At 41.7% G+C, this 13,005-nt stretch carries 12 protein-coding genes; 8 read left to right on the forward strand and 4 right to left on the reverse strand.

The genetic code is table 11. From position 1 onward, the window contains the following. Positions 1 to 9 precede the first annotated feature (9 nt). Positions 10 to 336, forward strand: coding sequence for a hypothetical protein (locus ACJJIN_RS04625; protein WP_444897070.1), 327 nt, complete (start codon positions 10 to 12; stop codon positions 334 to 336). Between the two features lie 233 nt (positions 337 to 569). Here the strand turns inward: ACJJIN_RS04625 and ACJJIN_RS04630 are convergent. Then, a protein-coding gene (locus ACJJIN_RS04630; RefSeq protein WP_444897071.1) for an IS3 family transposase occupies positions 570 to 1,732 on the reverse strand; the annotation gives its coding sequence in 2 pieces (ribosomal slippage) (positions 570 to 1,474 and positions 1,474 to 1,732; 1,164 coding nt in all). 823 nt (positions 1,733 to 2,555) lie between these two features. On the opposite strand from ACJJIN_RS04630, the gene ACJJIN_RS04635 reads away from it, so the two are divergent. The 4 genes from ACJJIN_RS04635 (at position 2,556) to ACJJIN_RS04650 (ending at position 6,344) form a co-directional block, all read left to right on the forward strand. After that, entirely contained in the window at positions 2,556 to 3,362 is an 807-nt protein-coding gene (locus ACJJIN_RS04635) for an AraC family transcriptional regulator (protein ID WP_444897072.1), read from the forward strand. An 86-nt stretch (positions 3,363 to 3,448) separates the two neighbouring features. Beyond that, positions 3,449 to 4,009, forward strand: coding sequence for a YbhB/YbcL family Raf kinase inhibitor-like protein (locus tag ACJJIN_RS04640; RefSeq protein WP_413665567.1), 561 nt, complete (start codon positions 3,449 to 3,451; stop codon positions 4,007 to 4,009). A 658-nt stretch (positions 4,010 to 4,667) separates the two neighbouring features. Further along, positions 4,668 to 5,153 (forward strand): GNAT family N-acetyltransferase, encoded by a 486-nt coding sequence (locus ACJJIN_RS04645; RefSeq protein ID WP_444897073.1) that lies wholly within the window; start codon positions 4,668 to 4,670, stop codon positions 5,151 to 5,153. Between the two features lie 474 nt (positions 5,154 to 5,627). Continuing rightward, positions 5,628 to 6,344, forward strand: a complete 717-nt coding sequence (locus ACJJIN_RS04650) for a hypothetical protein (RefSeq protein WP_444897074.1) — start codon at positions 5,628 to 5,630, stop codon at positions 6,342 to 6,344. A 281-nt stretch (positions 6,345 to 6,625) separates the two neighbouring features. Here the strand turns inward: ACJJIN_RS04650 and ACJJIN_RS04655 are convergent, their stop codons facing one another. After that, on the reverse strand, positions 6,626 to 7,576 hold the full coding sequence (locus ACJJIN_RS04655; RefSeq protein ID WP_444895065.1) for an IS5 family transposase: 951 nt from the start codon (positions 7,574 to 7,576) through the stop codon (positions 6,626 to 6,628). A gap of 25 nt (positions 7,577 to 7,601) precedes the next feature. Here ACJJIN_RS04655 and ACJJIN_RS04660 point away from each other — a divergent pair, with 25 nt between their 5' ends. Further along, positions 7,602 to 8,312, forward strand: a complete 711-nt coding sequence (locus tag ACJJIN_RS04660; RefSeq protein WP_444897075.1) for a DUF4386 domain-containing protein — start codon at positions 7,602 to 7,604, stop codon at positions 8,310 to 8,312. Positions 8,313 to 8,906: 594 nt separating this feature from the next. Further along, positions 8,907 to 9,278, forward strand: a complete 372-nt coding sequence (locus ACJJIN_RS04665; RefSeq protein WP_444897076.1) for a hypothetical protein — start codon at positions 8,907 to 8,909, stop codon at positions 9,276 to 9,278. A 626-nt stretch (positions 9,279 to 9,904) separates the two neighbouring features. On the opposite strand, the gene ACJJIN_RS04670 is transcribed toward ACJJIN_RS04665, so the two are convergent. Beyond that, positions 9,905 to 10,327 carry a PACE efflux transporter gene (locus ACJJIN_RS04670; RefSeq protein ID WP_444897077.1) on the reverse strand — a complete coding sequence of 141 codons (423 nt, stop codon included), beginning with the start codon at positions 10,325 to 10,327 and terminating at the stop codon, positions 9,905 to 9,907. 101 nt (positions 10,328 to 10,428) lie between these two features. On the opposite strand from ACJJIN_RS04670, the gene ACJJIN_RS04675 reads away from it, so the two are divergent. Beyond that, entirely contained in the window at positions 10,429 to 11,334 is a 906-nt protein-coding gene (locus ACJJIN_RS04675; RefSeq protein ID WP_444897078.1) for a LysR family transcriptional regulator, read from the forward strand. Here ACJJIN_RS04675 and ACJJIN_RS04680 read toward each other — a convergent pair. Then, positions 11,329 to 12,210, reverse strand: coding sequence for an SDR family oxidoreductase (locus tag ACJJIN_RS04680; RefSeq protein ID WP_444897079.1), 882 nt, complete (start codon positions 12,208 to 12,210; stop codon positions 11,329 to 11,331). The genes ACJJIN_RS04675 and ACJJIN_RS04680 overlap by 6 nt on opposite strands. Positions 12,211 to 13,005: the final 795 nt, after the last annotated feature.

The following is a 13,005-nucleotide window of genomic DNA, read 5'->3' on the forward strand; positions in this document are numbered from 1 at the left end:
ATCTCAAATATGAAACCTGAAGAGAAGAATTGTATAGAGAAAAGAGTCAGGAATAGGATCATAGAGGTTCTAGAACTTTTCTCAGATGAATTTAGATTTGATGTTGCAATCGCTAACCTTGAGTTCTGGAGTGATTGGTTTGATGCTAATTCAATAATTCAATTTGATAAAGAGGTATTTGTGAGAGAAGAAATTGAATCTTTATTAGCTGTAAATAAATTCTGGGAGAGAGTTCAGCCAGATTCGAAACCGTCCTCTCAAGAGTGGTGTGATCTGCTATTTGAGTCAAAGCATGCTTTAAATATATTTCTCAAACGTGGTAAATTTTATGAGTAATCCTTTTAGTTTATTGTTGCTAACGTCAGTCATACAGCTTACTTAAGGTTAAAGTAATAATACATAAAATATATACTAGCTTTATTCGCTTTGGCAATTTCACTTGATGCCTATTCTACGAGTTGTTGGACATCATTCCATGACAAGACAGTTTCACGTGAAAGAGGTACTTCTGAAATAGAGTTTGTTGTTGATAGAAGCAGTGATCCTACCCACCAACAACGGACACACCACTAAGCGACTAGTTGTTCCTCAAACGCCTCAGGGCTGAGATAGCCATTGGCGCTGTGTAAGCGATTTCGATTGTAGTCTATTTCTATATACTCAAATACGGTTTCCCGCATGAGGCACCTTGTAGGAAAGCGGTTACCATGGATTACTTCTACCTTAAGTGAGTGGAAGAACGTTTCTGCGCAGGCGTTATCATAGCAGTTACCTTTGGCGCTCATGCTGCACCGCAGATCATAAGCTGTAATTAAAGATTGATAATCTTTAGAGCAATATTGGCTTCCCCTGTCAGTATGCACGATAACATTTGTAGGTTTCTTACGTCGCCATAAAGCCATTTGAAGGGCGTCACAGACCAATGTAGCTGTCATCGTTTCTGACATCGCCCAACCAATAACCAGCCGACTATATAGGTCTATCACTACAGCCAGATATAACCAACCCTCTTCTGTTCGTAGGTAGGTAATATCCCCGACCCATTTCTGATTCGGCGCTTCAGTATTGAAGTTCTGCTCGAGCAGATTTGGGGCCACTGGCAGACCATGTTTTGAGTAGGTTGTGGCTTTATATCTCTTGGCGGCTTTAGCCCGTAGGCCCTGTCGACGCATGCTGGCAGCAACTGTTTTTTGATTATATTTACTCCCCTCACTGGCCAATTCCCTCGTCAGGCGAGGGGCGCCACTACGTTCTTTACTGGCTATAAAGCGCTGCTGTACCAAACCATCAAGCTCCATTTGGTACTGCTGGCGCTTGGATTGATCGGCCGATCTTGACACCCAATCGTAAAACCCACTGCGAGATACGCTCAATACCTTAGCCATCGCTTTGATGCTGAACTTATGCCTGTGCTTTAGCATGAAGGCGTACCTCATTTCAGGCTCTTTGCAAAGTACGCTGCGGCCTTTTTTAAGATCGCCAGCTCCTCTGCCTGCTCAGCCAGCTGCCGCTTAAGGCGAGCATTCTCTGTGGCCAGCTCTCTCTCGGCATCCCCTCGGCTCTGATGTAACTTAGCCTTGCTTCGCCATCCGTAAATCTGGGAAGGATGTAACCCAAGCTGTTTAGCGGCAACGCTTACCCCTACCTTGACCGCCAGTGCTAGGGCATCTTTTCTATATTCCTCTGAGTATTTTTTACGAGTGGTTTTGGTTGATTTACTTGATCGTGTCATAGGGCACCTCTGCTGCGTAGTTTATCGCTTAAGAGAGTGTCCGTCTTTGGTGGGTAGGATCACAGAATAATTTTTATAGGTAGCGCTGAGAGTATTGGAAAAGAAGTAATCGTTGAGGGTAGTGGTAAGGGCGGACATGTTTTAGAAGTAGTCACTTTGTTCGATTTTGAAGAGTCAATAAAGGGAAAAATCGCAGGTAAGAAGCTAGTTACGTCTGGTAATATTTGCTCTTGTAAATATGATTTTGAGGCTGGAGTGAGCTATTTAATCTTTTCTACTGATAGAAAGGGGATCCTGTACCTGGACAGTTGTGTCTAGCAATACTTAGTCTCTAGCCTGGTCTCGACTACATCCTTATATATGACATCTGTTCACAGATGCCTCGTGTTAGCTATTATTTGGTCTCATTTGGTACATTCGAAGATATCTTCACTTTGGACCAGCAGGGAATTGTGCGGCGTGGTTGTATACTATTACTTGATTTCTATTCACTTTCTGCTCTATGACAGATACATTTGTGCCGACTCTTCAGCTTTTACTAGTTCGCTGCTTTGTACCAAAGTATTCGATACCGGATGCTGCTCCAGCATACAATTGATCTTGCTTTGACAGGCAAGCTTGGTACGTATGCAATAGGTGTACCTGGAAGATAGTAAGCGGAGAATAGGGAGGTCCCATTTCGAAATCGCTACTAAGGCGTTTTTGATGGTCGTGATCCGGGCGATTTTATTGTGTGCGATTGGGCAGGCATATTTTGTAATTGTTGATAATCGTGCTATATAAACTCTGCTTTTGAATTTACTATTAGGCGCTCAATCAACTTATGCATGAACTTAAGCAATTAGCAAAGCAGATACTAAAGGAGAGTAAGAACTTACCTTTTTCAGTATATTCCTCATATAGAGAACAAAATATTTTCAGTGTTCCTATTGTTAATCCGACCTTGATATGTGTGCTTGATGGATGCAAAGAGCTGGGTGGTGACAGGCAAAAGAGTTGCTCAACAGGGGAGTTTATATTTTTATCTAATAGCCCTAAAATTGATATGCGAAATATCCCAGGTGATTCAGAATACTTCGCATTGCTTATTGAGTTTGAATACAATGATTTCGATAGATTAACGCCTGTAAGAAACAAAGAAGAAAAATATTTTACGGGAAATATAGATTCTACTTTAGAGTTAGCCCTTCATCAGTTTATGGAATGGAGTTCTTCCGTTCCTTTTGATCTATGGCATATTCGAAGACAGGAAATATTACAAACATTACTCTATTTGGGATACCAGGAAGTAGCTTCTGTTTTTGAATTGGCAAGTGTAAGCCAAAAATTATATAAAATTATCAGTGAAAACCCAGCTGCGGACTTAAGAGTGGATATGTTGGCTTCAAAATTGTCAATGAGTGAGTCAACATTAAGAAGAAAGTTAAATAGCGAAGGTACGAGCATTAAAGTCATTATAGATGACATCAGGCTTGGATTGGGGTTGCACTTACTTCAAACGACTTTTGAGCCAGTAGGCCGTATATCAGAAAGATGTGGCTATAAATCCCAGTCTAGATTTTCAGATAAGTTTAAAAGATCTTTTGGTATAACTCCTATAGAGCTGAGAAAAACACGAGTGAACGTTTGAGGCGAAAGTTTGCCTGTTTTTGATATATTACTCTGAACATAATGCTCCTATGATAAGTAATCATTTTTAATATGTTTGGAGTAAATATGTTTAGCCTAATTAGTAAAATTAAATGTGCCGTCTTTACAGTGCTTATATCCGGCGTAGCCTCTGCAGAATCATTTTTGCTCTCGAGTAATGATATAGATACTGGAAAGTATATGAGTAAAGAGCATGAGTTCCAGGGGTTCGGTTGCACTGGTAATAATATTTCACCCCAATTATCTTGGGCAAATGCCCCAAAGGGGACAGAAGCTTTTGCTGTTTTTGCATATGATCCTGATGCACCAACAGGCAGTGGTTGGTGGCATTGGCAAATTGTAAATATTCCCAAAAATATAAGTTCACTGGAAGCTGGCGCAGGAAACTCAGAAAAAAATCGCACTCCACAAGGTAGTGTACAAATAGTAAATGATTATGGAGTAAGAGGTTATGGTGGTGCTTGCCCACCGAAAGGGCATGGTGCGCATCGGTATCAGTTTACCGTTTTTGCGCTATCAAAGAAACTAGATTTACCAAGCGATGCATCAGGGGCACTAACTGGCTATATAGTTAAGGCTAACTCTTTGGGGGAAAGTACTATTGAAGCTTTATACATGCGGGAGTGACTCTCCAGCAAGCAAATTCAGATGAGGCTTTGGCGGATCTGATCTGTGCGAGAGCGAAATAATCGAAGCTCGTTGTTACTTGTTATCGCATAAAGTTAAACCTCTTAAGAAAAAGCTGCACTAGGCCTCCTTTGGTGAGGCTGTTCCCTTAATACTTCATTTATATGTGCAGTAAGGTTCTATCCGTTTGATGACGGTGGTGAAGCGTGGATGCCTATCTTTAATTGGCATCCATCCACCAATAGTACTTTGATTGACAGATTGATTCCAATTCTTAGATTTCGTAAGTTCGGATCTCTTAGGTCAGCATATTTTTTTACTGATATGCAATCTATGGGTACAGAATCTTTGAAAGACAAGCTTGGAAGGCGGCTTTTGGAAACGGAGTAGCTGGGTTTACCGGTGTGGATTAGAGGGGGGACTAAAATACCTCAAAAATATGGGTAAAAGCTGTTTCGTTGATTACGCTACGATATGAATATCAAAATTCAATAGACGCTGCTTTACATCTTACTTTGATTATTAGTGCCACCTAGCGGTAGCTTCTTTATCATTTGTCTCTTTTTTTCCGATCAGGCTGATAAGCTTAGGAAATATAGAGAAGTGTGATATATAGGTGTTACTTGTCGATTGATTATTAGATCTTTAAGGTTAGACCATGGAAGTATCACTTCGTCAGATTACCAAACAGAATTATGAAGCAGTATGTGATCTTGATGTTGCATCGGATCAAGAAGATTACATTGCCTGCAATATGTGGTCACTAGTTGAATCGATGTTTAACGAAGGCTATGAAACTCGTGCTATTTACTTGGACAATGAAGCCGTTGGATTTCTAATGTGGGTACAAGAAAGCTTAGAAAAAATCTCAATCTGGCGGTTTATGATTGATCAAAATTACCAACAAAAAGGTATTGGTCGCATAGCTCTGGATCTTGCTTTAGGAGAAATTCGGGACGTCCCGGGACTTCAAGAGATTGAAATTTGTTATAACCCTAATAATCCCGTTGCAAAAGTTTTTTATTCTAGTTTCGGCTTTGTTGAGGTCGGAATGGATGATGATGGAGAAGATATGCTCGCCGTAATTGACTTAACCAAATCTAACGGCAGTCACGAGATGAGAAAAAGAGCAGCTTTTCTGTAAGTGTTTAATAAAATTATAAAACGATAGATTGTAGTTCTATTATTTTTTTCTGATATCGGGTTTACTGAATAGCAGCCTCCAAATCTGGTATATGAGATAATCTTAATGGGGTGGTTTAGTAGGTGATTCTTGGTTACGGAATAGGAAAGGAATTCATATTTGAAGTGCTAAAAGACGTCTTTTAGGTGGTTTTATCATCAGAATATAAGCGCAGCTACCGTTGTTTCTTGGATAGGACGAGTCTTTCCATAACTCGTGGAGCGTCATCATAAGATATAAAGTAGGGCGGTCTCAGGATTATGGATGTCTCAATCTGTATTTTGTATTGAACATTTGTACCAGTTAAAGGCTATTCTTTGCTCCTCTTGATTTTATCTCACTGGACTAGCTTTGGAATTCTAGAGAAGCGTGATATATAGATGCTGTACTTGAATTAACTATTAAGAGTTAATAATTGCCACCTAAGGATTACAAATGACAAAGTACTTGATAGTTATAATTGCGATACTTGTTACAGGTTGCGCTACTGTAGCTACATCTCATCGACCAAGCGATTACTATAAGGCTGGGGGTAATGAAGCGAATAATGAGCCTCTATTTGGCTCCACTGGTGAATCGTTAGGGGATATAGACATAGACCGCATCCTCAACTATGAGTTAAAGCTTCCTGCACAAAATAGAATTGCAATACTCAAGTTGTCCAATGATAGCTACTGGCGCCATTACTCTAATGATTTTACGCAACTAAATGAAACTATTGCTAGGGACTTTGTAGGGCAGTTGAGAGAGTCTGAAAGGGTTTACGATGCTTCATTCTTACCAAGTATGCTCGTTCCAGAGCAACGTACTGTGCCTTATCTTCGAGAAGCTGCTGCACGCTACCAAGCTGATTTACTATTAGCCTACCGTTCAAGTTGCCGTACTTTTGAGAAGTATAAGTTTATTGATCCGAATGAAACAAAGGCATACTGTTCAGTGGAAGTAGTCTTACTTGATGTTCGGTCAGGTATAGTGCCATTTACGGTTGTGTCAAGTAACGAGTTCTCTGCCCGCAAAGAACTCGGTGATACTAATTTCAATGAAACCATAAAGAAGGCAGAGATCGCTGCCGTAGCCGAGTCATTAAAGGATTCCGCAACTCAGCTAACGTCATTTTTAAGCAGTATTGGCACACTGGAGCAAGAACTCTAACAACTATATTCAGGTGGCGCCTGCTTCGCACCTGAAATAAAGATTAGGACTTTCGTCGTATGCGAGAGCCAAAGGATAATTACTGATGGATAATACACAATCATCACTTAGCTTATATGCGAAGCACTTAGGGACCCTCTGATCAACGAAGCATTTTTCCAGAATTAAGCTGAGCTGCTTGAAAAATTCACTTTATTACGCACAAACGCGTAATTTGCGCGTAATAGTCCACTAATTTTTCATCTGAAACCCTCAATAGGTGGATTTCAGGCGAACCACCCCTAGGCAGCCAAGTATTTTCTCCCTATTATTAAGTTGGTAAAGCCTGCCAGTAAGCACAGCCTCTCAGTATTTTTTACCAGTCCCCGATAGCGGACCTTGTCATAACCAAATACCCGTTTGATGTAGCGGAAGGGGTGCTCGACCTTCGCTCTTATCTGCGCCTTGATCTTTTCCGCTTTACGAAGTGCATCACGCCCTGGAAGAGTTTTTAGCTTGCTCGGCTTCATTGCTATATACCAATCCGCCTCCCGCTCTTTCAACTCTTCACGTTTCTCCGCACCAATGTACCCAGAGTCTCCCCAGATTCTTTTCTCCTCCCCGTGGAGAACTCGCTCTGTAGTTGTGACATCATGCGAATTCGCTGCTGTTGTATCTATGCTATGTATTACTCCGAGCACATCATCAACCCCGATATGCATTTTCATTCCAAAATGCCACTGATTGCCTTTCTTTGTTTGATGCATTTCTGGATCACGTTTTTTCTTTTTATTCTTGGTTGAAGTTGGCGCAGAGATAATAGTGGCATCTACAATCGTGCCTTCACGCAGTACCATGCCATTCTCAGCAAGATGCTTGTTGATTTCATCAAAAAGAGCTGCACCTAGCTGATTGAGCTCCAGTAAGTGGCGAAAGTTAAGAATCGTTGTTTCATCGGGAATTGGGCCGCTCAAAGTCAATCCAGCAAAACTACGCATGGATTCAATTTCATACAGTGCATCCTCCATAGCGGGATCACTGAGATTATAAAATAGCTGCATGCAATGAATACGGAGCATGACACTCAATGGATATGGCTGTCGGCCACGTTTGCCTTGTGGATAGCAAGGAGTGATCTGAGCTTCTAGTCGCTGCCATGGGATGAGGGCTTCCATTTGAGAAAGAAACTTCTCTCGGCGAGTTATACGGCGCTTTAGCTTATATTCTGCTTCGGCAAAGGTGACTTGGTGCATAATTCATCGTAGTCTTGATGGGTAGGTGAATATTACCAATATTGGCTTGGAATTATTCAGAGGTTCCTTAGGTGCCGCATACTTAATTTATATCGTTTTAGGGATGCTCAATTCATTACTTGTCAAGAAAGGAATATATGATTTTGGGGCTTTTGCTGAGACAGAGGTGAGATTCAGGTTCGCTCAGATTATAGATATAATTATGTTTATCGCTGTTATTTGGGCATCTTGGGCGCAGTACTTGGTTACAAAAACAATCAATAAAAATATTGCTTTTTTGGCATTGCTTTTCAGGTTTGGAGAAGGGCTTCTTGGCTTTGTAGCAACAATTATTACATTGACGGTTATAGTAGTTTTAAGAAACCAGGAATATTCGAATACATTTCAAGAAGAGCAGCTACATGCGTTAGCGAGTATATTTGTGAATATGAGTGGTTCGATGTGGGATGTTCTTTTAATCATAATGGGCATAGGCGCGACTATTTTCATGTACTTATTTTACGTTTCAAATTACGTGCCTAAGTGGTTGGTTCTTTGGGGGGCTTTCACTTATATGTCGATGGTGGTTTATGGGTTTTCAAATATTTTGTTACTCGAGCCGCCCCAAATACTGAAACACTTCATGCTTCCAGGCGCGTTTTTTGAAATCACATTTGGGCTATGGTTATTAATCAAAGGAATTAACATCAAACCTAGTTCAATCGATGCTCCAGGTTTATACAAAAGTAATGCCTGAGTAAGCATTAATGCATGACTGACAAGACTGTGCAGTTTTTGTACAGATAATCGTATCTTGTTACCAAGCAAAGTTTAATTTCACCAGAGGGGGGGTAGGGCCTCCTTTCTTGGGGAACTTGCCCTTAACGTTCAATTGACTAATTCTTGGTCGATTTTGACATGGCATAGGTCTCTTCCCTTTGGACGGGGAGGGATTTGGGGCGCAGATGCCTAACTTTATGTGATTGATTCTGACTTCTAGTACGACAGGTGATTCGAGCCAACTGATGATGGATTTTCGTTGGTTGGTGCTTTGTGGTCCACTTGTTTGTTTCATACTCACACTCAAGCTGTGGCTAGATATTCCTTAGTGATGGGGTTTGGTAAATGATGTTTTGAGGGTGGAGAACAGCCGTATTGATGCAGAATAGGGAAGTGTGGGCGATAGCCTCCCTAAGTTGGAGAACTAACGTTACTAGTTGGATTTGAACTATTTTCATGGTTACAGTGCCAATTCTATTCTATGGCCACTACTGCTCTTCTAGTTATTCTACTTAGTGGGTATCCAGAATTGCTTTTGGGGAAGTATTAGGCTACTACAGAGGAGAGTATAGTGAAGTTAAAAAAACCAAAATTTCAACTAAAAACGGTTTGGGAATATAGGACAAACCCAGGTGAAGAGTATTCTCGGGTACAAATTTTATATGGATATTTTTTAAAGAGTTTGGGAGAGGTGGAAGTCAATGAAAATATTTATTATGTTTTTATAGAGCATAAAATTTTAAGTGCCCCGTATGCAGGGGGGCTTGCCGTTGCTGTAACCGAGTCTAGTCTTGAAAATAGCCTGACAAGGATGGATGAAAGTAGAGTGGTAACCAATGATTTTATTGATGGTTATGAGGAGTGGAGGGCGTTTTCGAGAGATGAATGGGTCCACCCATATAGTGAGCAGTTAAAAGAAATTATTAACTCAAGTCTGAAATAGGAAGGAGTATCACTGAATAGGCGGGAATTGCGGACACTCACTAAATGAAAAGTATAAACCGCCTAATTCATTCAAGATATCCACAACCTGCACGTGAAACTTCTAACTATTATGGCTGTATAATCTGTACTTTCTAGAGTTCAGCCTTTTCCCAACAGGTTTGGCGGATTATACTTTTTCTTGATGGGTGTCCACGGTTGTATATCAGAAAGTTTGTTAAAGAGTTAAAGAGTTAAAGAGTTAAAGAGTTAAAGAGTTAATGGATGTTGGCATTATCCTGTATGTGGTAGCCTTGAGTTGGGGGCTCCTGCTTACTTAGAGGATGGTAGTGGCTCTTTTCAGATATGTAGCTGCGGATTTGAGTTTGGTTTCGATGATGAACCATCGGCATCCGGTACAAAAATTGACTCTGTCATTGGTAATTGGGAAGTTAAAAGGCATCGTAAGTTACGATACTTATCTTCCAAGTCCGATCAATATAAAGAACTGCTAACAAATTTAAGATGTATCGGTATTGAGCTAAGCACATAGTAAAAGCATGTATCTCTGCCCCCATCGGGTGATTCCGGCGATGTGTATCTTAACTGGTCCTGCATTTCATCTAAAATAGAAAGTGGAGAAGACCTTTAACGTTTGTGTTCAGTAACTTGAAACGAACTATGCAGCTTATCGAACCAATAGTTGAATACATAGGTATATATCACCATGACTATCTCAAGCATAAATGCTTCTAGGATAGTCAGATTAAAGCCCCAGGCGATTACTGGCAACGTCAGTACCAACATACCCCCTTCAAACAATAACGCATGCATGGCTCTAACGATAAATGTCTTCTCCGGGTTTTTACGTATATTCAATAAGTACCAGTCAAAAGCGTGATTGAAAACCATATTCCAGACCAGCGCAAACAGTGATAGTCCAGCCGCAAGTACTAGCGATTGGTGTACCTTCAGATCAAACACTGGCACCACCAGTAAGCCACCTGTCAGCAGCAGAAAAAACTCGTAGGAAATCGCATGGAATAAACGATTCTTCAATGATTTAGTCATCAGCCATACTCACTCTGGTTGAGAAAATATGCCTGAATGATATATAGTTATTTTAGGTGGGATAAGTTAGATACTATACCTTGAACAGATAGGTTGGGCGCGTGGCAGTTTCTATTGAGCAACTGGAAGCATTTGTAGCAACCGAGCAGGCTGGCTCGTTCTCAGCGGCTGCACGTAAATGTGGAAAGGCGCAGTCGGTAATCAGCTCACTGGTATCGAATCTGGAAGTTGACTTGGGAGTCAATCTATTTGATCGAAGTCAGCGATACCCGCGATTGACGGACGCAGGTGAGTCACTGCTGGAACGCGCACGGAATCTTATCGAGCAACGCGAGCGTTTGATGGCGATCGCACAGGGGTTGTCTCTGGATGTCGAGGCCCGGTTGACGTTAGCTATTGCCCAGCATGTGCGAATTAAAAACCTGGGTGGACTCTTTCAAGAGTTTCAGACCAAATATCCAAATGTTCAAATTACGCTCAGAGCGGGAAGTGTTCAGGATGTACAGACCTGGGTCGAACGGGATGTGGCCCAACTCGGGATTATCACGCAGCAAGAAGATGTGCCCACTGGATGTGATTTCAGAGCCCTGGGCCATCTGAAGCTCACTGGCGTCGCCTGTGCTGAGCACCCGATAGCACAACTTATTGAAGTAACCTGGGAAGACCTGAAACAATACCGTCAAATCTTATTGCAGGAGTTTGAGATATCCAGCCAAACTCGCTGGCTGGTGTCTCCCGACGTGTGGAGTGTGTCACGTGTCGATGATGCACTTGACCTTGTCAACGCCAATTTGGGCTGGGCAGTATTGCCACTACACGTGGTTGCGAAAGGGATAGCGGCGAAAAAACTGATACAGCTCCCGCTAGTATTTGAGCAGGAGAAAGAGTTGTCACACGGTGTAGATATTATCTGGTCCAGTAAGCGTCCACTGGGTCCTGCAGCCACTGACTTGATGAAGCGGCTGAGCACAGAGGACGCAATACTGAACAAGGATCAGTCGCTATGAAGCGTTTGACAGACCTCGGGCAAAATCTGTGATAGTTGTATCTGGCTTACCTAACACCTGCCAAGTTTTTTGACTCACTGGTTGCTCCTTTAGCTGTTCTACGTAAGTCAGCATATGTTCCATAAATACTGCCTGTTCTTCGGGCAGTCCCATTTCTGCAATGGCTGCGATAGGGTGAACGGCAATTTCTGTTCCCGGAGAATATGCCTCTACGAACGTTCTGGCCGCCTCTGGTAAAGACATACCTTCTGTACCCTGAACTGAAAAACTCTGGTTGTAGGCCATCTCATTACCGATAGCATTACCGATCATCTCTGCCAGGTCTGTTGTATTGGTGTAGTAGATAGGGTGGACATGATCGCCGATGATAGAAAATTGACCGTTCTCTATAAATGTGGGGAAAGAGTCCAGGAAGAACGAGCAGAAGAAGAAGGTGAAATCAATGCCCGAACTTTTAATGGCCTCTATCCCTGGCTTACGGATTACATTGGTCTTGTACTCAAGCCCCTTGTCCGCAAACTCTGGGTGGAGATAATCAATACCAGCAATCTGCATGATGTGTTGCACACCATTGATCTTTGCAGCCTCAACGATATTAATCACTCCTTCACGTTCAGTGTGAAAGGGTAAGCTAGGGTCAAGTGACGTAGTATTCAGGGTAATATAAAGCGTTTTGGTACCAACCAGTGCCGAGACCAAGCTCTCTTTGTCCGAGACATCTGCTTCGAGAAGCTGGATACCCTCCGGGAGGATAGTGCGAGCGCTAATTACGTCCCTCACGATCGCAGTTACCTTTACACCTTTTTGATCCAGTTTTCGTGCTACCTGACGACCTAAATGACCTGTGGCGCCAATAATCGTAATAGTTTTCTGCATGATTCAACCTTTAAAGTAATGAATGAAGTAGCCCATACTTTGCCTAAGGTCTAAAAAATCTTACAGTTATGTACCATCTATCAAACAGATACTACGAAAGTTTTCGCTGCATCAACGTATCTAAGCGACCGACAGGTTTTAGGGGGTAATTAACTTAAAGTGGGCCATGACTGACTACTCTCCAGTCTAAATACTAAAATATCGTCTGCATCATATTTGAAATTTGTGATTTCGCCTTCTGATTAAATGATCACCTAATTTGGGTGGCGGGTGTCATCGGGTATTGGTATTCAGTTTATTTTGCTAATCCATTTATTATTAATGTATGGCAAGTATTCCATTCGCTATAGGTTTCTTTACCACATAGCAAGTCTCTTAGAATAACTAGCGTCCATTTATCGCCAAATACATCCAGTCCATTCAAGATAGGGCAATCGGAACGGATAAGTTGATCGTCAGGGCTCATACACGCACACTTATACATAAAAAATGAAATGGTAGACTAGTGACTTTAATTTCATAAGCAATGGTGGAAATTCATGCCCAAAATATCCGGAGAGTGTTTGTACCGTTTTATTAGTTATAATTGCTCCGAAGAGCCTGTAATGGCGGGGCATGGCCAATGTACAGATTGCCAGAAAGTTAGTGTCGCAGGACACATTTCAGATATTGCTGTTCCTCGCGGAATTTAATCATAAACGGTGATCTTGCGTTTCATGAGAAGCAGGCGGATAGTAGAAATACAGCAAGGAGGGGTTTTTGTCCTCGCTCCGGTTCGCATAATTATGCAGAAAA

This window comes from Microbulbifer maximicatervae (SeqCode) (assembly GCF_052467505.1).

Bases quoted from the DNA above. Each gene is read 5' to 3' on its own strand.
- ACJJIN_RS04635 (WP_444897072.1), top strand. From the start codon at position 2,556: ATGCATGAACTTAAGCAATTAGCAAAGCAGATACTAAAGGAGAGTAAG.
- ACJJIN_RS04645 (WP_444897073.1), top strand. From the start codon at position 4,668: ATGGAAGTATCACTTCGTCAGATTACCAAACAGAATTATGAAGCAGTA.
- ACJJIN_RS04650 (WP_444897074.1), top strand. From the start codon at position 5,628: ATGACAAAGTACTTGATAGTTATAATTGCGATACTTGTTACAGGTTGC.
- ACJJIN_RS04680 (WP_444897079.1), bottom strand. From the start codon at position 12,210: ATGCAGAAAACTATTACGATTATTGGCGCCACAGGTCATTTAGGTCGT.
- ACJJIN_RS04640 (WP_413665567.1), top strand. From the start codon at position 3,449: ATGTTTAGCCTAATTAGTAAAATTAAATGTGCCGTCTTTACAGTGCTT.
- ACJJIN_RS04655 (WP_444895065.1), bottom strand. From the start codon at position 7,576: ATGCACCAAGTCACCTTTGCCGAAGCAGAATATAAGCTAAAGCGCCGT.
- ACJJIN_RS04670 (WP_444897077.1), bottom strand. From the start codon at position 10,327: ATGACTAAATCATTGAAGAATCGTTTATTCCATGCGATTTCCTACGAG.
- ACJJIN_RS04625 (WP_444897070.1), top strand. From the start codon at position 10: ATGAAACCTGAAGAGAAGAATTGTATAGAGAAAAGAGTCAGGAATAGG.